Here is a 23,631-nt window from a genome sequence, read left to right as displayed (position 1 = left end):
TCAGTGAGCGCTGGCGGCCTGGTCGGCGTGCCGTGGTTTGGCGGGGGGCCGCACCTCGGCGCTGCCGATGGCGCGGGGGTCGGCGGCGGCGGTGACCTGGTCGCCGTCCCGCCGCCAGAGAATCGCCTGCATATTGCCGTATTCCCGCTCCACCGAGACCAGATCGTGGCCGCGCAGGGTCAGGCTCTTCGCTTCCGGGCTGTCCAGGAAGGCGGGCTCCACCTGCACCCGGTCGGGCAGGTACTGGTGGTGGAAACGCACGCGGCTGACCCAGTCTTCCACCGGCTTGCCGGCGGCGGCTTCCATTACGCCCAGCATCACCATGGTGATAATGCGGCTGCCCCCGGGCGTGCCGAGGATCGCCACCCGGTCGTCGAACTCCACGAAGGTGGGCGTCATGGACGACAGCGGGCGTTTGCCCGGGGCGATGGCGTTGGCGCGGCTGCCCACCAGGCCATAGGCGTTGGGGCTGCCCGGCTTGGAGGAGAAATCGTCCATCTCGTTGTTAAGGATCACACCGGTGCCCGGCGGCATGAAACCGGAGCCGAACGGCAGGTTGATGCTCAGGGTGGCGGCCACCCGGTTGCCCTCCGCGTCGAGCACGGACAGGTGGGTGGTGTGGAAGCCTTCCTCGCTGACCACCGGCTCGCCCAGCTCGCTGCTGGGGGTGGCCCGATCCAGCTCGATGGAGGCGGCGCGCGCCTTGGCGTAGGAATCGCTCAACAGGTTATCCACAGGCATGTCGACAAAATCCGGATCGCCGAGATAGCGGCCGCGATCCTGGTAGGCGCGCCGCCAGGCCTCCACGGTAAGATGGGGAAGTAAGTCCTCACTAATCTCGCCGCCATTGAATTGACTGAGGATATTCAGCGCTTCCATCATCACGATGCCGCCGGCGGAGGGCGGCGGCGCGCTGATCACCCGACCGCCTCGGAAGTGCCCGACGATGGGTTGGCGTTCTTTAACCCGATAGTTTTCCAGGTCCTTTTTGGTCCAGATCCCGCCCGCTTCACGGACCCCCCGCACCAGCTTGTCGGCCACCTCGCCTTCGTAAAAGCCGTCGCGGCCGTCCTCGGCGATGGCCTCCAGCACCTCGGCCAGATCCGGCTGCTGGATCAGGGTGCCGGTGGCCGGAATGCGGCCGCCGTCCAGGAACACGCCGGCGGCCACCGGGTAGCGGTTGAGCACATCGTGGCGGTAGCCCGCCAGGGTGCGATAGTGCTGCTCCACCGGGAAGCCTTCCCGGGCCAGACGGATGGCCGGCGCCAGGGTCACCGACAGGGGCAGCGTGCCGTACTCCCGGGCCAGGTGCTCGAAGGCGGCGGCCTGGCCGGGGATGCCGGCGGCCAGGGGGCCGTTGATGGCCCGGTCGCGCACCACCTCGCCGTTGTCGTCCTGATACAGGTCCTCGGTGGCCGCCGCCGGGGCGGTCTCGCGGGCGTCCACCATGGTCTGGAAGCCGTCGCTCTGCCGGTGCAGCAGCCAGAAGCCGCCGCCGCCCATGCCCGCCGAGTAAGGCTCCACCACCGCCAGGGCCGCGGCCACCGCCACCGCCGCGTCGAAGGCGTTGCCGCCCCGGTCGAGAATCTCGAAGCCGGCCTCGGTGGCCAGCGGGTGGGCGCTGGCGATGGCCGCCTTGCCCGGCGCGGCGGCCTGGGCGGTGGCGGTGAACAGCAGAACGAGCAGGATCAACCCGCGCATTGCGATCTCTCCTTGAATGGGGTCAGCCGGAGTCGGTGGCGGCGGTCAGCCGCCCCGTTGCTGCTTTTTCAGTTCCAGTGCCTCCACCACATGGGCGGGCACGAAGTTGCGCACGTCGCCGTCCAGCAGGGCGATCTCGCGCACCAGGGAGCTGGAAATAAACGACAGATGCTCCGCCGGTGTCAGGAACACGGTCTCCAGCTCCGGCGCCAGTTGCCGGTTCATATTGGCGAGCTGGAATTCGTATTCGAAGTCGCTGACCGCGCGCAGGCCGCGCAGCAGGATATTGGCGTTCTGCTCGCGGCAGAAATGCGCCAGCAGGCGGGAGAAACCCACCACCTCCACGTTGTCCAGATGGCTGATGCTGTCTTCCACCAGCTTGACCCGTTCGTTGAGGGAAAACAGGGGGCCCTTTTTCTCGCTGGCGGCGATCGCCACCACCACCTCGTCGAACATCTTCGAGGCGCGTTCGATCAGGTCCTTGTGGCCATTGGTGATGGGGTCGAAGGTACCCGGATAGATCACACGATTGGTCATGCTCGGCTCGCTTTGTCCCGACAGAGGGCGCAAGCATAACGCAAGCGTCGCGGGAGTGCAGGGGTGGCCGGAATGGCGCGCGGGCCGGGGCGGCCCGCGCGGGTTCAGGCCGGTTTCAGCCGGTCCGCCAGGGCCTGGGCATTGCGCGCGGTCAGGCCGTAGATGGAAAGCTGCGGGTTGACCCCCAGACTGGTGGGGAACACGGACCCGTCGAACACATACAGGTTGTCCAGGTGCCGGTAGCGGCCCTGGCTGTCCACCAGTCCGCGCTGTTCGTCGCCCATGGCGCAGCCGCCCATCACATGGGCGCTGCCCAGGGCCACTTCCAGAGGCTTGTAGGGCAAGGTCGCCATGGCGTCGCGGGCCTGTTGCCAGCTGTCGTAATAAGGCGCGCGGGTGTGGCCCGGCCGCACCGCCCGGGCGCCGGCGGCGAACTGCATTTCCACCTGGCTGAGCAGGCTGCGGCGGGCGCCGTCCAGCACATAGTCGCTGAGCGGGTAGTCGAGCTGGGGCTCGCCGTTGTCGCGCAGACTGACGGTGCCGCCGGGGCTGTCTTCGTGGAAGCCGTCGCGCAGCAGCGCGATGGAGGCCGCCAGCCGGGGCAGTTCGGTGATCTGCTGGCGGGCCACGTCGCCGAAGCCGCCCAGCAGGGCGGCGGTGAGGCCCGGGTGCAGCGGCATCATCTCCAGCTTATAGCCGATGGCGCCGTCCACGCCGTCGGCGAAGGTGAACTGGTCGGAGTGCAACGACTGGGGCGCGCCGTAATACGGCGCCACCTCCTGATCGTAGTGACCGAAGGCGAAGCTGGTGACGTGCAGGAAGGTGCGCTTGCCCACCTGCTCCCCGGGGTCCGGCGCTTCGGAGCGCAGCAGCAGCGCCGGGGTCTGGATGCCGCCGCCGGCGGCGATCACGGTGGGCGCGCGCACCGTGAGCAGGCCGCCGGTGGGTTGTTTGCGGTGATCCAGTGGGCGCACTTCCACGGCGGTGACCTTCTGGCCGTCATGAATCAGGCGCTCGGCGCGGGCGCTGTGGATCAGGGTGGCGCCGGCGTCCATGGCCGCCGGCAGGGTGGTCACCAGCATCGACTGTTTGGCGTTGGTGGGGCAGCCCATGCCGCAGTAGCCGATGTTCCAGCAGCCACGCACGTTGCGCGGAATCACCGACCAGTCCCAGCCGAGTTTTTCGCAGCCCCGTTTGATCACGTCGTTGTTGGCGTTGGGCGGCATCGCCCAGGGCTCCACGCCCAGCCGGTCTTCCATGCGCTGGAAGTACGGGTCCAGATCGGCGCGGCCGGTGCCGGTGACGCCAAAGCGGTCGCGCCAGTGATCCAGCGTTTCGGTGGGGGTGCGGAAGCTGGAGGTCCAGTTGACCACCGTGGTGCCACCCACGGTGCGCCCCTGCAGGATGGTGATGGCGCCGTCCTGGGTGGCGCGCAGGGTGCCCTCCTGATAGAGCTCCCGATAGGCGTCCCCCTCGTTGAGGGTGAAGTCCCGGGAGCTGCGCAGCCGGCCGGCCTCGACCAGGATCACCTTGAGGCCCCGTTGGGCCAGGATCTCGGCGCTGACGCCGCCGCCGGCGCCGGTGCCGATGATCACCACGTCCGCCTCCAGGGTACGCCGGCCGGTCTCGGTGGCCCCGTCGATCACCGACCATTTGTCGCCGGCGTCCGCCCAGGGGTCGGCGATGTTCTGAATCTTGCGTTGGGACAGGTCCTGCATGGCACGGGCTCCGCTTAAAGCCAGAAAAAGGGGGGTAAAAACCGCCGCTATGGCGCGATTCAGGCGCTTTTTGCCGCCAGATTGCGCGGCGGGCCCGGGTAGCCGGTGGTCCGACCCCCCTCGGGGGTGACGTACCAGGCCATCATCAGGGGCTGGGTCAGGCCCTTGAAGGCGAGGCGGGCGAAGCCGCCGTCGTTGTCGGCCCAGCTCTGAAGCGTGTCGCGCAGCTGCGCCGGTTGCTGGTCGGCGAAGTGCGCCCAGGTGCCGGTGAGCCACCAGCGGGCGGCGCCCAGTTGCAGCAGATCGAGGAGTTGGAAGAGCTGGCCACGGGCGCCGTCGGAGCCGCCGGCCAGCAGCCGGTCGAAGGCCGCCAGGGCCTGATCCGGCCCGGCGTCGGGCACCGCTTCCAGGCCGCCGGCCAGCAGCGGCGCCATCAGGGGCCGCAGCAGTTCCAGGTCTTTCTGGCGCAGATAGTCGAAGCCGGAGGCCGGGCCCGGGTCGCCGCTGCAGCCGGTGAGCAGGCCGGCGCCGCCGGCGCCCAGGGTCAGGGCGGTGGCGCCCCAGAACCCGAGTTTCAGGAAGCCGCGACGGCTGACGCCGTCGCCGGAGGAGAGCTTCGAGGAGAGAGTGCCCTGGCTCATGGCATCACCCTTAATTTTTGTTGTTGTCGCGCGGCCGCGGGCGGCCACTTACTTGAGCATGAACTTATAGATCAGCTTGTGCATGCCACGGCCATAGGGCGGCAGGATGTGCTTGGTGGCGTTCATCTTGCCCTTCTTGTACACGCCCTTGGCCTTGGAGAAGGTCAGGAAGCCTTCCGGGCCGTGGTAGTGGCCCATGCCCGAGGGGCCGATGCCGCCGAACGGAATGTCGTCCACGCCCACCTGGGTGATGGTGTCGTTGAGGCAGACACCGCCGGCGTGGGTGTGGCGCAGCACGTGGTCGCCGTTGTCGCTGTTCCAGTCGAAGTAGTACAGCGCCAGCGGTCGCGGCCGGTCGTTGACGTAATCCAGGGCGTCGTCGAGGGTCTTGTAGGGCACCACCAGCATCAGCGGGCCGAAGATCTCGTCGGCGGCGATCTTCATGTCGTCGTTGACGTCCAGCACCAGGGTGTGGGGAATCTTGCGGCTGCCGGTCAGGTCCTCGTTGGCCGGGTTGATCTCGACGATGCGCGCGCCCTTGTCGCGGGCATCGTCCAGGTAGCTGCGCAGGCGCTGGTACTGGCGCTCGTTGATGATGCTGGTGTAATCCGGATTGTCACGCAGGGTGGGATAGAGCTGGCTGATCTGCGCGGTCCAGGCGGTGACGAACTCGTCCACCCGGTTCTCGGGGCAGAGAATGTAGTCCGGCGCCACGCAGGTCTGGCCACTGTTCAGGCATTTGCCGAAGGCGATGCGCTCGGCGGCGTCCTTCATCGGAAAGTCCTGGCCGATGATGCAGGGGCTCTTGCCGCCCAGCTCCAGGGTCACCGGGGTCAGGTTCTCGGCGGCGGCGCGCATGATGTGCCGGCCCACCGAGGTGGACCCGGTGAACAGCAGATGGTCGAACGCCAGGGTGGAAAAGGCGGCGCCCACTTCCACCTCGCCGTTGATCACCGCCACCTGGTCCTCGTCGAAGGTCTGACCGATCAGCTCTTCCAGCAGGGCGCCGGTGCGCGGCGTCGACTCGCTCATCTTGATCATCACCCGGTTGCCGGCGGCCAGCGCCGACAGCAGCGGGCCGATGGCCAGATACAGCGGGTAGTTCCAGGGCACGATGATGCCCACCACGCCCAGGGGCTGGTATTCCACCCACACCTTGCCGGGCCACTGGGCGGCGCCCACCTTGCGCTTGGACGGCTTCATCCACTTGCGCAGGTGCTTGGCGTGGTACTTGATGCCTTCCACGCTGGTGAGCAGCTCCGCCAGCTTGGTTTCGTCGGCGGCGCGGTTGCCGAAGTCGGCGTTGAGCGCCGCGATCCAGGCGTCCATGTTGTCCAGCAACATGGGTTTGAGGCGCTGGATATGCTCGATGCGCTGCTCGGCGGAGGGGAAGGGGTGATGGCGACAGGCGGTCTTCTGAACGTCGAAAATCCGCTTCATGCGTTCGATCTGTGCCTGGCCGGTTTGGAATTCTTTGATTTCGGCGACCATAATGCGCCTCCCTGGACGGTGATGAACCTGCTCCGATCTTTAGAGCAATTACTCTAGAGGTCAAGATACGATGCGTTAAAGCGGTTGTCTCCGCCCCGTTTATCCGCCAGATTGGCCTGTTATGACCGACACCAAGACGCGCATCCTGGACACCGCCCTGCGCCTGTTCAACCGGCACGGGGAGCGCAACGTCACCACCAACCACATCGCCGGGGAGCTGGGCATCAGCCCGGGCAATCTGTACTACCACTACCGCAACAAGACGGCCATCGTGGCCGCCCTGTTCGACCGCTACCAGGGGCATCTGCGCACCCTGCTCACGGTGCCGGCGGGACCGCTCACCTGGGAAGACAAGATGCGCTATTTCGAGGGCATCCTGGAATCCATGTGGGAAGGGCGTTTCCTGCACCGGGACCTGGCCCACTTTCTTCATCAGGACCCGGCCCTGCGCGAGCGCTACAAGGCGTTCGTGGAAGACAGCCTGGCCCGGGGTCTGGAAATCTACCGCCGGCTGCGCGACAGCGGCCTGATCGAGGCCGGCGACGAAGAACTGCGCGCGCTGCTGGTCAACACCTGGGTGCTGGCGGCCTCCTGGTCCGGCTTTACCCACGGCCTGAACCCGGACATCGCCGACGACGAAACCCTGGACCGGCGCCTGCTGCGCCAGGGCATCTATCAGATCATCTGCCTGGAAGCGCCGTTCCTGCGCGGCGAGGCCCTGCGGCACCTGGACGCCATGAAGCGCGAGTACCGTCTTGACGAAACCGCCCTGGACCGGCTGTTCGGCGCCGTCGGTCGGGTACGCCCGGAGTGAGGGCCGCCGGCGACCGAAGTCCGGTCTGGGTACTGCGATCGTTGTTCGCCTGGGTGGCGCTGGTGGCCGGCGTGCTGCTGCCGCTGCCCGGTGCCGACGTGGTGGCGGCGGTGGCGGTGACCACCGCCATGCTGCTGGGCTGGCGGGACCTGCGCCCGGTGGCGCGCATGCTGCTGGTGTTGATGCTGGCGGCGGCGCTGGCCGCCGCGCTGCTGGAGCCCCAGGCGCTGGCCCGGGGTGTGCGCAACATGGCGGTCCTGATCGGGCTGATCATTTCGGTGATTCTGCTGTCGGCGGTATTGAGCCGCTCCCGGGATCTGGCGCGGCTGTCCTCCAGCCTGTTCGGCGGGGGCTCGCTGACCCGTTACTACAGCCTCACCTTCGGCACCGCCTTCCTGTCGATTCCGCTTAACTTCGGCGCCGTGGGCGTGGTCGCCGCCCTGGTCGCCGACCGCATCAACGGCCGGGGCCATTCCGCCGGCACCCGCAACGCCGCCCGCGCCACCCTGCGCGGCTTCGCCGCCGCGCCCCTGTGCTCGCCGCTGTCGATCTCGGTGGCGGTGGTGCTGACCTTTCTGCCCGGCCTGCAGGGCTGGCAGCTGATCGGCATGGGCCTGCCGGTGGCGGTGCTGTTTCTGCTGGCCGGCGCCCTGTTCCGGGAGCCGGAGGCCGACGGCGCGGCGCCGCTGGAAGAGCGCGCCGCCGGGGCCGGGCCCTGGCTGCGGTTCACCGGCCTGATCGGCCTGATCTGCGCCGGCACCCTGGCGCTCAGCGCCGGGGTCGGCCTGAGTTATCCCCGGGCGGTGACCCTGAGCTGTCTGACGGTGGTGGTGCTGGGGCTGGCCTGGGGCGCCTGGCGCGGTGAGCGCCCCACTCCGCCGTCCCTGGCGCCGGCGTCCAACGAGCTGGTCATCGTCGGCGCCTCCGCCTTTCTCGGCGCCCTGGTCAGCGCCCTGGCGGAACACCACCTCAGTGCCAGCCTGGTGCTGCCCGGCTGGGGCTACCCGCTGGCGGCGCTGCTGGTGCCCTGGGTGTTCTATGCCGCCGGCATGGCGGGCTTCAACCCGATTCTCACCGGTACCCTGCTGGGCGCGGTGCTGGGGCCGATCTGGCCGCCGTCGGCGATCCAGGCGCTGGGCCTGTCGATGGTGTGCGGCTGGGCGATGACCGGGGTGAGCACCCCCTATGCGGCCAATGTGCTGCTGCTGGAGCGTTTCACCGGTTACCCGGCCTGGCGCACCGCGGTGCTCTGGAACCGGGTTCTGGCGATCACCGTGATGCTGGGCGGCGGCGCGCTCGCCGCCCTGCTCACCCTGCTGCTGGTGTAGCGCCGGTGGTGACCCGGCCGCCGGTGAGCCCGGCGGCGAAGGCGGTCAGACGTCGTTCCAGCCAGTAGTCCGGATGGCGGGGGCTGCCGGCCACGAACCCCACATGGCCGCCATGGCGGCTCAGCTCCAGGATCACGCCGGGGCCCAGATCTTCGCGGGCGGGCAGCGCCGCCGGCGTCATGAACGGATCGTCCACGGCCTGGATCATGAGGGTCGGTGTGCGGATCGCCGCCAGCCGGGAACCGGCGGAGCACTCGGCGTAGTAGTGGGCGGCGTCGCGGAAGCCATACAACGGCGCGATCACCCGGTCGTCGAACTGCCAGAACGAGCGGATGCCGGCCAGGTCCAGGGCCGCCAGCCGGCGGGCCTGATCCGGCGCCACCCGTTCCAGATGGCGCCGCTGGCGGTGCAGGTTATCGAGCAGCGCGCGGATCAGGTGACGCCGGTACAGCCGGGACAGGCCCCGGTCCATGCGGTCCGCGCAGATCGCCAGGTCCAGCGGCGTGCACACCGCCACGGCGGCGCTCAGGGTGCCGCTGTCACGGCGCGCCAGCCAGTTGAGCAGGCGGCTGCCGCCCAGGGACACGCCGATGGCCAGCAGCGGCCCCCCGGCGTCCTCGGCGCGCAGGTGGCGGAACACCGCGTCCAGGTCGTCGGTCTCGCCGGCGTGGTAGGTCAGAGCGGTGTCGTTGGCGGCGGCGGCGCCCCGGGAATTGATCGCCACCGAGGCGATGCCCGCCGCCGCCAGCCGCGCCTGGGTGCCGCGGATATAGTGGGAATCGCTGCAACCGGACAGGCCGTGCAGCAGCACCACGCGCAGATCGCCGGCCTCGGGTTCCGGGCCGGCCCGGTCCAGCAGCAGGTGGTCACCGTCGTCCAGCCTCAGGGTTTCGCGGCGCCGCTGCAGGTCCTCGGTGCGCCGCCACAGCGGTCCCCACAGGGTCTGCAGGTGCGGTGAGCGCAGCCACGACGGCGCGCGAAACGGCGCCTCGACGATTTCGGCCATCGACAGGTTTCCTTCCCGGGCAAGATCAGCGAGCGGGTATGGTAGCCTTTAGCGCCGACCGCGTCCGCCCTGCCCTGTTTGCGGAAGGTCTTATGTACGGAAGAGACCCCATGAGCCGCCGCTTTTTTGATGATCAGCCGTTCGCCGCCCAGCAGCCCGTGGCGCTGGGCCCGGGCCCCAGCCACCACATCGCCAAGGTCCTGCGCATGGGCGTGGGTGAATCGCTGACCCTGTTCAATGGCCATGGCGGCGAATGGTCGGCGGTGCTGGAAGAGGTGGGCAAGAAAGCGGTGATCGCGCGCCCCCTGGCGTTTACCGACGTGGACCGGACGGCGCCGCTGCCGGTGACCCTGGGGCTGCCGCTGATCAAGGGTGACCGCATGGACTTCGCGATTCAGAAAGCGGTGGAGATGGGCGTCGCCGCGATCCGGGTGCTGAACACCGAACGTACCGAGGTGCGCCTCAAGGGCGAGCGCGAGGACAAGAAAGTCGACCACTGGCGGCAGGTCATCATCAGCGCCTGTGAGCAGTGCGGCCTGAACCGGCCGCCGGCCCTGGAGGGCCCGCTGCCGTTGAGCGACTTCGTGGCCGGCGCCGGCGGGCTCAGGCTGATCGCCCACCCGGGCCGGGAACCGCTGCGCGCGGAGGCGCTGGCCGGCGCGGAGGCGATCACGCTGCTCACCGGCCCGGAAGGCGGCTTTTCCGACTCCGAACTGGCGGCCGCCGGCGCCGCCGGCTTTCTGCCGTTCGCGCTGGGGGAGCGGGTATTGCGCGCGGAGACCGCGCCGGTGGCGCTGCTCGGCGCGCTCTGGGCGTTGCGCTGAGCGCCGCCGTCAGGCGGACGCGGCGGCCTGGCTTTGCCGCTCCATCATGTCCGCCTGCAGAATCTCGATCCAGTAACCGTCCGGGTCCTTGATAAAGGCCAGGCCCTTCATGCGGCCGTCGTCCGGTTTCTTCACGAAGGCCACGTCCAGCGATTCGAACCGTTCGGCGGCGGCATAGACGTCCGGCACGGTGATGCCGATGTGGCCGAAGCCCTGGGGTTCGTCGTTGCCGTTGTGGTAGTGAAAATCCCGGTCGTCCTCGGTGCCCCAGTTATGGGTCAGTTCCAGCATCGCCTGGCGGCCGAAGGTGTAGGTCAGCCGTTTGGCGTCGTCCTCCGGCACCTCGGTGGCCTCGGTGTCGTTCAGGTAGGTCAGGAAGTAGAGAGTGAACTTCGCTTCCGGGAAATCCAGCTTGCGGATCAACCGCATGCCCAGCACCCGGGTGTAAAAGTCCAGGCTCACCGCCGGGTCCTTGATGCGCAGCATGGTCTGGTTGAACAGGTAGGACTGGGTATCGCGGTCCGGCTTGTCGCACAGGCCGGGGGCGGACTCGAAATGGCGGGGCATTGGAGGCTTCCTTCTGACACCGGGGGAACCCCGAATCATGGCGCCCCCGGTGTCGATTGCAAGCGCCGGATCAGGGCTCCGTGACGTCGATCTTCTTGAGCACTTTCTGCAGGCCGGCCACGGTACCGCCCACGTCGCTGAGGTTGGACGGCAACAGCAGGGTGGTGGATTCCTTGGCCAGCTTCTCGAACGCCGCCACGTACTGCTCGGCGATGCGCAGGCTGACCGCCTCGTCGCCGCCGTCCTGGCGGATCGCGGCGGCCACTTCGCTGAGGCCGGTGGCGGTGGCCTGGGCCAGCAGTTCGATCTGCCGGGCGCGGCCCTCGGCTTCGTTGATCTGCTTGAGCTTCTCACCTTCGGAGATATTGATCATCTCCTGCTTCTCGCCCTCGGAGCGGTTGATGGCCGCCTGCCGGTCCCCTTCGGAACGGTTGATGGCGGCCTGGCGGTCGCCTTCGGATTCCGCCACCACGGCGCGCCGTTCCCGCTCGGCGCGGACCTGCTTCTCCATGGCGTCCTTGATCGACGCCGGCAGGGTGATGTCGGCCACTTCATAGCGCAGCACCTTGACGCCCCAGGGCTGGGCCGCCTCGTCCACGGCGCGCACCACTTCCATGTTGATCTCCGAGCGTTCCTCGAAGGTTTTGTCCAGATCGATCTTGCCGATCACCGACCGCAGGGTGGTCTGGGCCAGCTGCTGGGAGGCCTGTACATAATCGTCCACGCCGTAGCTGGCGGCCTTGGCGTCCACCACCTGCAGGTACATGACGCCGTCGATGGACACCTCGATGTTGTCCTTGGTGATGCAGCTCTGGCGCGGCACGTCGCGGACGATTTCCTTGAGCGAATGCTTGTAGGCGACCCGGTCGATGAACGGGACCAGCACATGCAGGCCGGCTTCCAGGGAGGTGCGGTACTTGCCCAGCCGTTCCACCACGAAGATTTGGCGCTGCGGCACGATGCGCACCGTCATGAACAGCAGAATGATCACGCCCAGGGCGAGCAGCGCCGGAATAATGAGTCCCATCATGGTTGGTTCCTTGTTGGCGGGTTACGGAGTCGGATCGTCGGTGGTGGTGTGCGGGTCGGACCAGGGCGCCACGGTGAGCCACAGGCCGTCGTGGCGGATGATGCGCACCATCTGGCCGTCGCTCAGGGGCTGGCTGGATTGCGCCTGCCAGCGCGCGCCGCGATAGCGCACCGTGCCGATGCCGTTCTCGAAGGCGCCTTCCACGGTGGCGCGGGCGCCCACCAGGCCGGCGCTGTCGTCGCTGTTGACGCCCTGGGTTTCGCGGCCGAACAGGCGGTCGCGCAGATAGCGGCGGGCGAACACCAGCAGCAGCAGGCTGAGGCCGGCGAACAGAGTGATTTCCCAGACCGGGTTATCGAGCACGCCCAGGAACACCAGGGCGCCCACCAGCAGCGCCGCCAGACCGAGAAAAATGGTCACCAGCCCGGACAGGGCGAACTCGGCGATCACCAGGATCAAACCGAAGATGATCCAATAACTGTATTCCGGCACGTCTTTGCTCCCCGCTGGCGAACCGCCACTCTATCACCTTCCCGGTGACGGGTCCGTGCACCGTTCAAGGTCAGTGCTGGTGGCCGCCGGGTCCGTGCACGTGGCCGTGGGCTTTTTCCTCGGCGCTGGCGTCGCGCACGCCCATCACCCTCATCTCGAAGCGCAGATCGAGGCCGGCCAGGGGGTGGTTGGCGTCCACGTCCACGGTTTTCAGCCCCACCTTGAGCACGGTGACCCGGCGCGGGCCCTGCTCGGTGCGCACTTCCACCACCTTGCCCGGTTTGAGCTTGCCGGCGTGTTTCAGATACTTGGCGGAGAGCCGCTGGCGCAGGCTCTCATCGCGCCGGCCGTAGGCGTCCTCCGGGGGCAGGGTCACGGTCACCGCGTCGCCCTCGTCCTTGCCGGCCAGGGCCTGTTCCAGGCCGCGCAGAATATTGCCGTGGCCGTGCAGATAGGCGAGCGGCTGGTCGGCGGGGCTGTGTTCCAGCTCCAGGTCGTGCTCGGCGTCGAACAGGGTGTAATGCAGCGTGACGACCTTGTCTTTCTCGATGGGCATGGGGGCGATCTCCTGAAGGGCGGCGAAGGCGGGATTCTGCGGCGCCGGCGCGGCGCTGGCAAGACGTGCGCTTCCACGGCATGCTGCCCGGGTATCCATGGTCTGGAGGGACCCATGTCCGGTTCAAAAAAAGTGGTGATCGCGGCGATGGCCGGCAACTTGCTGATCGCCGTCACCAAGTTCGTGGCGGCGATGATCACCGGCAGCTCCGCCATGCTCTCCGAAGGCATCCACTCGCTGGTGGACACCGGCAACGGCGGCCTGCTGCTGCACGGCATGAGGCGGGCCAAAACACCGCCCAACGAGCGCTTTCCGTTCGGCCATGGCAAGGAAGTGTACTTCTGGGCGTTCGCGGTGGCGGTGCTGATCTTCGCCCTGGGGGCCGGTATTTCCCTGTACGAAGGGGTGGTGCACCTGTTCCATCCGGAGCCGATCAGCAATCCGTTGATCAACTACATCGTGCTGGGGCTGGCCATGGTGTTCGAGGGCACCGCCTGGACCATCGCCCTGAAGGAATTTCGCCGCACCAAGGGCGGGCGGGGGTACCTGGAGGCGATCAGCCGGGGCAAGGACCCGACCACCTTCGTGGTGCTGTTCGAGGATTCCGCGGCCATGCTGGGGCTGCTGGTGGCGCTGCTCGGCGTGCTGCTGAGCCAGGTCACCGGGATGCTGTGGTTCGACGGCCTGGCCTCGATCATCATCGGGCTGATCCTGGCCGGCACCGCCTGCTGGCTGGCCTACGAGACCAAGGGGTTGCTGATCGGCGAGGCCGCCAATCCCCGGGTGGTGGCGGGCATCCGCCGGGCCGCCCTGTCCATGCCCAGCATCGAGTCGGTGAACGAGGTGCTGACCATGCATATGGGCCCGGATTTCATTCTGGTCAACATCAGCGTGACCTTCTCGCCGTCCCTGGGCACCCACCGGCTGGAGAGCGTGATCGCCGAACTGGATCGCACCCTCAAGGCCGAGGACCCGCGCATCAAGCGAGTGTTCGTGGAGGCGGAGGCGCCGGCGGCGACGGCGTGAGCGGCGGCGGCGTCAGCCCCAGGGCGGCGCGGTCCTCGCCCCGCTCCAGACGGCGCAGCAGGCTCAGCGACTGGCGGTACCAGAGCCGCCGACCGCCGGGCCGCCATTTGAAGCGCTTGTAGGTCCACTGATACTGCGGCAGGTTGCGGCGGATGCATTCTTCCAGGCCGCGATTGAGCAGGGTCAGCACGCACGCCTCGTCGGCGGCCTGCTCCAGCTGCGGGGCCGGTTCAAAGCGGATGCGCACATCCCGCACGTTGCCCTCGCCCCGGTAACAGGAGACCACGAAGATACGCGGCCGGTAGCGCCGCACCAGCTTGTCCACCAGGGCCGGGGTGGGCACTTCATGGCCGAAGAAGGGCACGAACGGGTTGCTGCGGTTGCCGGGATTGTGGTCCGCCAGCAGCGCCAGGGTGCCGTTGCCGCGCAGTGTCGCCAGCCCTTCCTTGACGCCCTGGCCGTTGGTGGGCACCAGCCGGCAGCCGGTGCGCTCACGGGCTTTTTTGACCAGCGCGTCCACCAGGGTGGCCGGGTGTGGCTGGTACATCACCGTGGTGTTGCCCTGGCGTCCCAGGTACAGATTGATGGTTTCCCAACTGCCCTGGTGCAGCGACAGCAGCAGCACCGGGCGCTCCTCGGCGCAGGCATCCAGATAGGCCTGCTCGCCCTGGATCTCGGTGATGCGTTCCAGGGTCTGCTCCACCGGCCGCTGCCAGACATGGGCGAATTCGCAGAACGAGCGGCCCAGCTCGCGCAGGCTCTGGCGGCCGATGCGGCGCGCGTCGTCCAGGCTCAGCTGCGGCTGGGTGGCGACCAGATTGATCAGCACCGTGCGGTAGGCGCTGGCATAGCGCAGCGGTACCCGGGTGATCAGGTCCCCCAGCAAGGCGCCCAGGGCGGACGCGATCGGCAGCGGCAGCCAGGCGACCAGACGCATCAACCAGCGCAGCCGTTGCCCGCGGGTGTGGGCACTCATCGGGGCGGTTCCTCCTCGAACCCGTGGTCGTGGAGCGTGAGGGTATCGCCATGACCGGGGGCCTGAAAAGACCGCGTCGCCACGCCGTGCCGACGGCGCGCCGCGTCCAGCGCCTTGGGCGGCTCGTCCAGGGGCTCGTCGGTGAGCACGAAGGTGCCCCAGTGCATGGCCAGGGAGTGGGCGGCGGCCAGGTCCTGGTGGATGCGCACCGCTTCGTCCGGGTTGATGTGCACCGGCGCCATGAACCAGCGCGGCTGGTAGGCGCCGATCGGCAACAGGGCCACGTCCACCGGGCCGAGCACGTCGTGGATCTCCTGGAACACCGGCGCGTAGCCGGTATCGCCGGCGAAGAACAGGCTGAAATCGTCCCACTCCAGCCGCCAGCCGCACCACAGGGTGCGATTGCGGTCGCGGGCGCCACGGCCGCTGAAGTGCTGGGCGGGCAGGCAGAAGGCGTGGAAATCCTGGTGCCGCTGGTGTTGCCACCAGCCCAGCTCCACCACCCGGGCCACGCCCCGGCGGCGCAGCCACTCGCCCACGCCGTGGGGGGCGAACCAGCACAGGCGCTCGCCGAAACGCTCATTGAGCGCCCGCACCGAGGCCCGGTCCAGGTGATCGTAGTGATTGTGCGATACCAGCACCGCGTGGATTTCGGGCAGGGCGTCGATGCTCAGCGCCGGCGCCACGGTGCGCTTCGGGCCGGCGAACGACACCGGCGAGCAGCGCTCCGAGAACACCGGATCGGTGAGCAGATTCCAGCCCCGGTACTGCACCAGATAGGTGGCGTGGCCGATCCAGGTAAAGCGCGGGCGGTCGGCGCGGGTCGCCAGCAGCGCCGGGTCCGGCTGGCGCAGCGGAAACGACCGGTGCGCCGGGAAGCGGCCCCGGGTTTCCCGTTGCCAGCGCAGGAAGTCGCGCAGGCCGTGGTCCGGTGTGGGGTGACGATTCACATAGCGGGAGCCGGTGGGGCCACACTCGGTGGCCAGCCGGTCCAGGCGTGCCCAATCGATCATGCGGTGAGGCCGGTCACCGCCCGTTCGATGGCGTCCAGATCCGGGATCACCGCCAGGTCGCCGCCCACCTGCACGTACATGGCCTCCGCCGGGCCGGTGTCTCCGGGTTCCTCCACCGGGTCGCCCTTGTTGACCCGCAGCAAGCGCGGAATGCCCTGTACCACCGTGGCATAGAAGCGGGCACCGCCGGTCACCGTGTTGATCACCGCGATGCGCGCCTCCGGGCCGATCGCCACCTGTCCGGAGTCATTGAGCTTTTCGAAGGAAATCAGCGGCAGATCCTGCTCCCGCCAGTTGATCCAGCCGAGCAACCACTCCGGGCCGTGGCCGGGACGGTCCGGCTGGCGCAGGGGAATCACCTCGGCGACCACGATATTGGGGATCAGCCAGGGGCGCCCCTTCATCGGGATCAGCAGACTGGGAATGTCATCGGGGATCGGCGCGTCGGGCGCTCGTCTTTCAGACCTGGGTGATTCGGACATGGTTGCCTCGGGCATGGTTGTATCGGACCTCGTTAGCCTGAACTCAGGGGGCCGCCACGGCCACCTCCCGGCGCACTCGCTCCACCAGTTGCCGGGCCAGTTGCTCCGGTGTACCACTGTAGCTTACACAACCGGTTTCGCGCACGGCATCCGGCTGGCTGCTGACCGCGCAGCTGTCGGCGGTCTGCGCCCACACGGTGGTGCCGGCGGTGGCCAGCCGCGGAGCGGCGATGGCGCCGTCGTTGCCCATGCCGGAAAAGACGATGGCGCCGGCGCAGCCACCGAAGCCGCCGGCCACATTATGCAGCACCTGGTCGATGCTGGGCGCGTAGGGGCCTTCCCAGGACTGGCCGGTGAGCCGCACGCCCCCGTCCCGGTCGAATTCGATGCTTTCGGAGACCGGCGCCACCAACAGGCGACCGTGGCCCAGGCGGCTGCCCGCGCCGGCCACCTGGCAGTCCAGGCGGCTGTCCCGGCGCAGCACCTGGCACAGGGTCTCCAGAAAGCCGGCGTCGATGTGCTGGGCCAGCACGAACGCCACCGGCAGGTGCGGTGGCAGCGCGTCGAGAAACTGCTTCACCGCCGCCGGGCCGCCGAGGCTGGCGCCCAGCACCCAGACCCGTTCGGCCACGCCCTCGCCGTCGGCCAGCGGTTGGAATTCCCGGGGCCGGGGAATCGGCGCCGGGGCCGGCACCCGGGGCACGGTGTCCAGCCGCTCCACCGCCGGTTTGCCGATGTAGTCCACCAGCTTGGTGACCAGCCGCCGCTCCCAGCGCGGGTAGTGGCTGGCGGTGCGCGCCGGCGCCTGACCGTCGCAGAACAGCAGCGGCGCCGCCGCCTGTTCCAGCAGCCGGTCGAGGAACGGCTGCCAGCGATCTTCCCGGGACAGGTCCACCACCCACAGGTCCAGGGCGCCCTCTTCCAGCCAGCGATCTTCCAGGCTGTCCGGGGCGGTACTGACCAGCACCCGGTAGCCCTGCCCCTTGATGGCGGCGGCCAGCAGATGCCCTTGCAGGGTGTCGTCGGCGATCACCCCGACCCGCCCCGGGCCGGCCATCAGGCGCGCACCTCCCCGGTTTCGCCGAGCAGTTCACGCAGGGTGGCGAGCAGTTCGTTTTCCTGGAACGGCTTGCCCATGTAGCAGTCGACGCCGATGTCGAAGGCGCGCTCGCGGTGCTTCTCGCCGGTGCGCGAGGTGATCATGATGATCGGTACCGCCTTGAGCCGATCGTCGTGGCGCATATGGGTGGCCACCTCGAAACCGTCCATGCGCGGCATTTCGATGTCCAGCAGCAGGGCGTCCGGGGTTTTCTCCTCCAGGGTGGCGATGGCGTCGATACCGTCCTTGGCGGTGATCACCTCGTAGCCGCTGCGCTCCAGCAGCCGGCCGGTGACCTTGCGCACGGTCACCGAGTCGTCCACCACCATCACCAGCGGCAGGGTGTGGGTGTCCTCGTCCAGAGCCGGCACCGGCGGCGCCAGCGGCGCGTGGGCATCGCTGAGCGCCTTTTGCTGGGCCTGGGCGGCGCGGATCAGCGAGTGAATATCGAGAATGATCACCACCGCGCCGTCACCGAGAATGGTGGCGCCGCTGATGCCGGCCACGCTGGCCAGCTGCGGGCCCACGGATTTGACCACCACCTCCCGGGAGCCGATCAGGCTGTCCACCACCAGGGCCACACTGTGGTCGGCGCTGCGGATCAGCAGCACCGGCAGGGGCTGGCTCTGGCTTTCCAGGTTCGGGGCGGCCACGTCGTGCACGAAGCGGCCCAGGTAGTTCAGATCGTAGCGTTGCCCGGCGTAGTGATAACCGTCGCCCGCCCCGTCACTGTCCTGGCCCAGATGATCGCTCAGTTCATAGGGACTGATGCGCACGATGCCTTCGATCTGGTTCAGCGGGATGGCGTAGGCGTCGTCGCCAACGCGCACCATCAGCGCCCGGTTCATGGCCAGGGTGAACGGCAGGCGCACCAGGAAGCGGGTGCCCTGGCCGGGCCGCGAGTCGATGGTCACCGAGCCGCCCAGCTGCTTGATCTCGCTGGCCACCACGTCCATGCCCACGCCGCGACCGGACACCTGGGTCACCTGGCTGGCGGTGGAGAAACCGGCATGGAAGATGAACTGCTGAATTTCATGGTCCGGCAGCGCCGCGTCCTCGGCCATCAGGCCGCGTTCCACCGCCTTGCGGCGCACCGCCTCGGTGTCGATGCCGCGCCCGTCGTCGGCCAGGATCACCACCACCTCGCCGCCTTCGCGGGTCAGCTCCAGGGTGATATGGCCGCCCTCCTGCTTGCCCGCCTGCCGGCGCCCTTCCGGGGCCTCGATGCCGTGGTCCACGGCGTTGCGCAGCATATGCTCCAGGGGCGCCACCACCCGCTCCATGAGGGTGCGGTCCAGTTCGCTTTCCGGATTGAGAACGTCGAAGGTGACGCGCTTGCCCAGCTCGCCGGAAATCTGCCGCACGATGCGCCGCAGCCGCGGCACCAGCCGCGAGAACGGCACCATGCGGGTGCGCATCAGCTTTTCCTGCAGATCGGTGTTGATGCGCTGCTGCTGCAACAGCAGGGTTTCGGTGTCGCGGGTGCGATCCAGCAGGGTGTTCTTCAGGTCCAGCAGGTCGGAGGCGGACTCGGACAGCTGCTTGGTGATCTGGTGCAGTTCCGAGTACTGGTCCATTTCCAGCGGGTCGAAGCGGCCGTCGAACTCACCCCGGTCCACGCCCTGCTGATAATTGGAGAGAATCTGCGCTTCCGTTTCCACGTCCAGGCGGCGCAGCTGCTCGTACAGCCGGGTCACGGTGGCGCCCATTTCCGCCACGTTGAAGCCGAACTCGCTGATACTCTGTTCCACCCGGCCCCGGTTGATGGAGGTTTCCCCGGCCAGGTTCACCAGCGCCTCCAGCACGTCGGCGCCGACCCGCACCATTTCCTGCGGCTGCGTCTGGGGACGGCGCTCCTCCCGTTGCGGGCGCGTCGCTTGCGGGTCCGGGCCGGCCACCGGGGCCGGCGGCCCGGCCGGCGCCGGACGCGCCGCCACCCGCTCGCGCAAACCGGCGAGCCGTTGGCTGATGGCGTCGAAGTGGGCCAGCATCGCCTCGAAATCGCCGTCTTCCGGGTCCCGGCGCTGGCTTTCCAGCCGGTTGATCAGGCCCTCGAAACCGTGGCTCTGGTCGCCCAGGTCCTGCAGGCCGGCCAGACGGGCGCCGCCCTTGAGAGTGTGCAGGGCGCGCTTCAGGTCGTCGCTGAAGTCTCGGCTTTCGGGATGATCCCGCCAGGCGATCAGGCAGCCGTCGATGATTTCCGCCAGCTCCTCGGACTCCTCCAGGAAGACGTCCAGGATTTCCGGGTCCAGATCCTCCGGCAGGTCGCCGTCGAGGGGGGCGGCCGCTTCAACGGCGTCGCCGTCGGCGGCAACGGGCGCCCGCCGCGCCTCGCCCAGGGCGGTGATCAGATCGTCCGCCGGGGCCGGCGTGCCGCCGGCGGCCACCGCCTCGACCATGTCCGCCAGACGGTCGTGGCAACCGTGCAACAGGGCGGCCACCGGCGGTGTCAGCAGGGCGCGTTGCCGGCTCAGAGCGTCGTAGAGCGTTTCCAGCTCGTGGCCCAGCTCGCCCACGGCGCCGATGTCCGCCATCCGCGCGCTGCCTTTGAGGGTGTGCAGATCGCGCTGCAGGGATTGCAGCTCCAGGCGGTTGTCCGGGTCGGCCAGCCAGGTGTCCAGGCTGCGGCCGGCGGCCTCCAATACATCGCGGCCCTCTTCCACGAACAGGGCGATCAGTTCCTGGTCCGGCTCGGAGGGAGTGCCGGTCGGCGCCGGGTCCGCCGCCGCTATCGACAGGTCGCCGTCCACGGCCTCGCGCAGGGAGGCCAGCAGATCCGGCGCCGGCGCCGGGGCTCGGCCCTGGCGCAGGTCGTCGATCATATCGGCGAGCCGGTCATGGCCCCGGTGCAGCAGGTCGAACAGCGCCGGCTCCGCCGGGCGGTCCGGGCCGCCGGCCATTTCATAGAGGTTTTCCAGCTCGTGGGCCAGGTCGCCCACCGGCGTCACGCCGGCCATGCGCGCCCCGCCCTTGAGGGTGTGCAGGTCCCTCTGCAGGGCCGCCAGGCTGGCCTGGCCGCCCTGCTCCCAGGCCGCCAGATGTTCGCTGGAGGAGAGCAGCAGATCCTCGGCCTCCTCCAGGAACAGGCTCACCAGTTCCGGGTCGGTGTCGTCGTCCGCCGGCAAGGCCGGGCCGTCACCGGGACCGTTCGGGCCGGAGGTCTCGGCCAGGTCGCGCAGGGCGTCCACCAGACCCAGCTCGGCGCGCACGGTCTGGCCGGCGGCCAGACAGTCCATCATGTTCATCAACGCTTCGTGGCCTTCCCGGGCCAGCTCCAGCAGGCTCGGGCTGAAGCGCAGCCGGCCCTCGTTGACCGCGGAATACACCAGCGCCAGCGCCTGGGCCAGGCCATGAATCTCGTCGAGGCGGGCGGTGCGCGCGCTGTTCGCCAACAGCGCCAGCTCGTCGCGCAGGCGCGCCAGCTCGGCGGTGTGCGCCGGGTCGGAGGCCCACTGTTCCAGCAGCTTGTCGGTGTCGATGATCAGGTCCATGCCCTCGGAAAGGAACACGGACAGAATGTGCGGGTCGGTGCCTTCGCGGTGCTCGTTGAGCGTGGCGCGGGCCGCCACCAGGCGCTCGATCAGCTCCGCCGCGCCGGGCAGGGTCACCGGGCCCTGGCCCAAGCGCGCCAGGCCGTCGCTCAATTGTTCCCGGGTGGCGCCGATCAGCGCCACCAGTTCCGCGTCGGCCCGGTGGCCGCCATTGATCAGTTCCTTGACCAGCTTTTCCGCCGGCTCCGCCAGTTCCGCCATGGCGTTGATTTCCGCCATGCGGGCGCTGCCCTTGAGGGTGTGCAGGGCGCGGTGCACCTCGTCGTCCACCCGATGTTCGGTGAGATCCGGATCGAGTTGCGCCAGCCAGTCCCCCACCAGCGCCAGATTACGTCGCGCCTCGCTGTGGAAGATCTCCAGCAGCACCGGGTCCGGACCGTCGCCGGCGGCGGGCGCCGACGGTTCCCCGGGCGGCAGCTCGAACTCCAGGTGGTCCAGGTCGGCCAGCGGATCGTCCTCCGGCGCCTGTTCCTGTTCAGGTTCCGGCTCCGGTTCCAGAACCGGTGGCGCCGGCGGTGGTTCGTCGGCGGTTTCCGGAGCGAGGGTGGGCGCCGTCGAGGGGGCGCCATCGACCCGGGGCACCGCGTCCAGCCGGCCGCCCTCCGCCAGGGTAAAGGCGGCCCGCTCCAGGGGCGTCACGTCCCAGGGCGGCGGGCGCCGTTCCGCGAAGGCCTCCACCAGGGCCGGGATCAGGCCGTGCACGGTGCGCACCAGCTCGATCAGGGTGGCGTCCGGCTCGACGCTGCCGTCGATCACCCGGTTCATCATGTTCTCGATGGCCCAGGCCAGCTCGCCCACGGTGGTGGCGCCGACCATGCGGCCGGAGCCCTTGAGGGTGTGGAAGGCACGGCGGAATTCCACCAGCGCGGTCTGGTCGCCGGTGTTGGCGGCCCAGCGCGGGAAGTGCTGGTTCAATGCCTCCAGGACCTCGCCGGCCTCCTCGACGAAGATTTCGATGATCTCGTCGTCGATCAGATCGTCGTCGTCCTCTTCCGCCGGGGTGTCCGGCGGCGTCTCGATGGCGGCGTCGTGGTGGGGTTCCGGTTCGGACGCGTCGGTTGCCTCGACGTCCTCGTCGGCGGGTGCTTCTTCCTCCGGCAACGGGTAACCCAGGTCACTGACGCTGGCGCGGGCCAGCTGCAGGATGTCGTCGCGGGTTTCCGGGTCGTCGCTGAGGCGCTCGAGGTAGTACTCCACCGAGGTGATGGCGTCGGCCAGGGTGTCCATGCTGCGCCAGTCCGGGGTGGCGTCGCCGTGCAGCAGGCGCTCCTCGATAAAGCGCACGCACTGGCGCAGGATGCCGGCGGGCCGGTCCAACTGCACCACCTCGAGCCCGCCGCGCACCGCGTTGAGTTTGTCCGGCACCGTGGTCAGGTGCTCCCGGTCCCATTGCGAGGCGATGAACTCGACGATGCCGTCCTTGGCCTCTTCCAGGCCGGCCCGGCATTCACGCAGCACCGCGTCCATGGCCTGGCCCACGTGCCGGGGCAGTTCGACGCCGGCGGCGGAGGCCGGCCGGCGCTGGTCGCCGCCGATGCCGGCCAGGGTGGCTTCCACGTAGAGCAGCGCGCCGGCCACGTCCATCAGGGTGTCGCGCCGGGGTGGCTGGCGCCGGTCGACGATGGCTTCCATCACCCGCAGCTGTTCTTCCACCAGCACCCGGGGCTGGCCCAGGCCGAGCATGGCGATGGTGTCGGACACCTGCTTGAGGCCGGTGATCTGCGGCTCCAGGGCGGCGGGGTCGGAGTCGCCCTGGTGCACGAACCGCTCCAGGGCGTCCTTGATCTTGGTGATTTCCTCGGACAGGGCGCTGACCACCGAGCTCATGGCCAGGGCGTCCGGGCCGGTCATGCGTTCCCGCTCGGCATTGATCAGATCGTCGGAGGGCAGTGCCTCGTCCAGGCGGAAGCCGGCGCGCACCTCGCGGATGCGCGGGCTGTCGTGGTCCGCCTTGGCCACATAGTAGAGCAGGTTCTTGAGCAGCTCCGGCGGAGCCGGGCGCTCCAGGCTGTCGACGCCGTCGGCGGCCAGTTCGCGCAGGGTGCGGTCGACCTGCCCGAGCATCTGCTTCACCGAGCTGCCCAGTTCGATCACGTCCTCGCGCAGCCCCTCCGCCAGGGCGTCGGCGATGCGCCACAGCGGCGCCCGGGCGGCGTCGCCGGTGACCTGCTCCAGTTTGGCGAACACCTTGCGCATGTAACCCAGGTTGCGGTCGATGTCGTCGTTGCGCATGACGCCCACCAGGGCCAGCTGGAACATCTGACGGATCTTGCGCGCCAGCTGCGGGAAGCGCGGGTCGGCGCGCACCGATTCCGGCACCCGGCCCTGCCCTTCGGCGTGGCGCAGATCCGGCTTGAACAGGGCGGTTTCGGACAGCAGGGACTCGCCCCGGGCGGCGCGCAGATCGTTGAGCAGCGGCAGCAGTACCACCGGCAGGTCGCGCCGGTTGCTGGCCACCCGGTCCAGATAGGGCGGCAGCTGCAGGATCGCCCGCATCAGCGTTTCCTGGCCGTCGCTTACGTTGCCCACGCGCCCTTCCACCAGCGCCCGGGCCAGCTTTTCCATTTCCTCGGCGAGCAGGGCGGCGCCGTAGAATTCCACCATCTGCAGGGTGCCGTACACCTGATGCAGGTGGGTCTGGCAAAAGCGCAAGCGGGTGGCGTCGTCCGGATGCTCGACGAACGCCTCCAGGGCCTGCTGGGCCTGGTTCAAGGTCTCCTGGATTTCCCCACGAACCCAATCCAGTGCCAGATAGTCGTGACGGTTGCTCATGACGTCT

General features: G+C 68.9%; 19 protein-coding genes. 4 read left to right on the top strand and 15 right to left on the bottom strand.

What is annotated here, in order from left to right:
* From ggt to ACLD0W_RS04920, 5 genes are all read right to left on the bottom strand, one after another.
* Positions 1-1,701, bottom strand: coding sequence for a gamma-glutamyltransferase (ggt, locus tag ACLD0W_RS04940; protein ID WP_410306376.1), 1,701 nt, complete (start codon positions 1,699-1,701; stop codon positions 1-3).
* A gap of 45 nt (positions 1,702-1,746) precedes the next feature.
* A complete protein-coding gene (gene coaD / locus ACLD0W_RS04935) occupies positions 1,747-2,238 on the bottom strand; it encodes a pantetheine-phosphate adenylyltransferase (protein WP_228232733.1) in 492 nt (163 codons plus the stop codon).
* Between the two features lie 104 nt (positions 2,239-2,342).
* Complete coding sequence (locus tag ACLD0W_RS04930; protein WP_410306375.1) at positions 2,343-3,956, bottom strand: GMC family oxidoreductase N-terminal domain-containing protein; 1,614 nt, start codon at positions 3,954-3,956, stop codon at positions 2,343-2,345.
* 59 nt (positions 3,957-4,015) lie between these two features.
* Positions 4,016-4,597 (bottom strand): Tat pathway signal protein, encoded by a 582-nt coding sequence (locus ACLD0W_RS04925; RefSeq protein WP_410306374.1) that lies wholly within the window; start codon positions 4,595-4,597, stop codon positions 4,016-4,018.
* Between the two features lie 48 nt (positions 4,598-4,645).
* Entirely contained in the window at positions 4,646-6,088 is a 1,443-nt protein-coding gene (locus ACLD0W_RS04920; protein WP_410306373.1) for a coniferyl aldehyde dehydrogenase, read from the bottom strand.
* 121 nt (positions 6,089-6,209) lie between these two features.
* On the opposite strand from ACLD0W_RS04920, the gene ACLD0W_RS04915 reads away from it, so the two are divergent.
* Both ACLD0W_RS04915 and ACLD0W_RS04910 read left to right on the top strand, forming a co-directional pair.
* A complete protein-coding gene (locus ACLD0W_RS04915; RefSeq protein ID WP_410306372.1) occupies positions 6,210-6,902 on the top strand; it encodes a TetR/AcrR family transcriptional regulator in 693 nt (230 codons plus the stop codon).
* 41 nt (positions 6,903-6,943) lie between these two features.
* Entirely contained in the window at positions 6,944-8,230 is a 1,287-nt protein-coding gene (locus tag ACLD0W_RS04910; RefSeq protein WP_410306371.1) for a hypothetical protein, read from the top strand.
* Here ACLD0W_RS04910 and ACLD0W_RS04905 read toward each other — a convergent pair.
* Positions 8,211-9,236 carry a YheT family hydrolase gene (locus ACLD0W_RS04905; protein ID WP_410306370.1) on the bottom strand — a complete coding sequence of 342 codons (1,026 nt, stop codon included), beginning with the start codon at positions 9,234-9,236 and terminating at the stop codon, positions 8,211-8,213. The genes ACLD0W_RS04910 and ACLD0W_RS04905 overlap by 20 nt on opposite strands.
* Before the next feature lie 110 nt (positions 9,237-9,346).
* On the opposite strand from ACLD0W_RS04905, the gene ACLD0W_RS04900 reads away from it, so the two are divergent.
* The gene (locus tag ACLD0W_RS04900) at positions 9,347-10,060 is read left to right on the top strand and encodes a 16S rRNA (uracil(1498)-N(3))-methyltransferase (protein WP_410306369.1); all 714 of its coding nucleotides are present in this window, start codon (positions 9,347-9,349) and stop codon (positions 10,058-10,060) included.
* Positions 10,061-10,069: 9 nt separating this feature from the next.
* Here the strand turns inward: ACLD0W_RS04900 and gloA are convergent, their stop codons facing one another.
* From gloA to ACLD0W_RS04880, 4 genes are all read right to left on the bottom strand, one after another.
* Positions 10,070-10,627, bottom strand: coding sequence for a lactoylglutathione lyase (gloA, locus tag ACLD0W_RS04895; protein ID WP_410306368.1), 558 nt, complete (start codon positions 10,625-10,627; stop codon positions 10,070-10,072).
* A gap of 70 nt (positions 10,628-10,697) precedes the next feature.
* Entirely contained in the window at positions 10,698-11,657 is a 960-nt protein-coding gene (locus ACLD0W_RS04890; RefSeq protein WP_410306367.1) for an SPFH domain-containing protein, read from the bottom strand.
* Positions 11,658-11,678: 21 nt separating this feature from the next.
* Positions 11,679-12,149, bottom strand: coding sequence for an NfeD family protein (locus ACLD0W_RS04885; RefSeq protein WP_410306366.1), 471 nt, complete (start codon positions 12,147-12,149; stop codon positions 11,679-11,681).
* A 70-nt stretch (positions 12,150-12,219) separates the two neighbouring features.
* Positions 12,220-12,705 carry a peptidylprolyl isomerase gene (locus ACLD0W_RS04880; RefSeq protein ID WP_410306365.1) on the bottom strand — a complete coding sequence of 162 codons (486 nt, stop codon included), beginning with the start codon at positions 12,703-12,705 and terminating at the stop codon, positions 12,220-12,222.
* Positions 12,706-12,819: 114 nt separating this feature from the next.
* Between ACLD0W_RS04880 and ACLD0W_RS04875 the strand changes: the two genes are divergently transcribed.
* Entirely contained in the window at positions 12,820-13,731 is a 912-nt protein-coding gene (locus ACLD0W_RS04875; protein WP_410306364.1) for a cation diffusion facilitator family transporter, read from the top strand.
* Here ACLD0W_RS04875 and ACLD0W_RS04870 read toward each other — a convergent pair.
* The 5 genes from ACLD0W_RS04870 to ACLD0W_RS04850 are packed head-to-tail and all read right to left on the bottom strand — an operon-like array spanning position 13,685 to position 23,624.
* Positions 13,685-14,707: a lysophospholipid acyltransferase family protein gene (locus ACLD0W_RS04870; RefSeq protein WP_410306363.1), complete on the bottom strand. Its 1,023-nt coding sequence runs from the start codon at positions 14,705-14,707 to the stop codon at positions 13,685-13,687. The two genes, ACLD0W_RS04875 and ACLD0W_RS04870, sit on opposite strands and share 47 nt — an antisense overlap.
* A complete protein-coding gene (locus tag ACLD0W_RS04865) occupies positions 14,704-15,720 on the bottom strand; it encodes an MBL fold metallo-hydrolase (protein WP_410306362.1) in 1,017 nt (338 codons plus the stop codon). The genes ACLD0W_RS04870 and ACLD0W_RS04865 overlap by 4 nt, the downstream gene beginning before the upstream one ends.
* Positions 15,717-16,202, bottom strand: coding sequence for a chemotaxis protein CheW (locus tag ACLD0W_RS04860; RefSeq protein ID WP_410306361.1), 486 nt, complete (start codon positions 16,200-16,202; stop codon positions 15,717-15,719). Before ACLD0W_RS04860 ends, ACLD0W_RS04865 begins: the two co-directional genes overlap by 4 nt.
* Before the next feature lie 43 nt (positions 16,203-16,245).
* Positions 16,246-17,259, bottom strand: a complete 1,014-nt coding sequence (locus ACLD0W_RS04855; protein WP_410306360.1) for a chemotaxis protein CheB — start codon at positions 17,257-17,259, stop codon at positions 16,246-16,248.
* Positions 17,259-23,624 carry an Hpt domain-containing protein gene (locus tag ACLD0W_RS04850; RefSeq protein ID WP_410306359.1) on the bottom strand — a complete coding sequence of 2,122 codons (6,366 nt, stop codon included), beginning with the start codon at positions 23,622-23,624 and terminating at the stop codon, positions 17,259-17,261. The genes ACLD0W_RS04855 and ACLD0W_RS04850 overlap by 1 nt, the downstream gene beginning before the upstream one ends.
* Positions 23,625-23,631: the final 7 nt, after the last annotated feature.

The organism is Alloalcanivorax sp. C16-1, assembly GCF_046507805.1.
Taxonomy (GTDB): domain Bacteria; phylum Pseudomonadota; class Gammaproteobacteria; order Pseudomonadales; family Alcanivoracaceae; genus Alloalcanivorax.
Note: the sequence above shows the minus strand (reverse complement) of the source record. Positions and strands in the feature narration are given on the sequence as shown.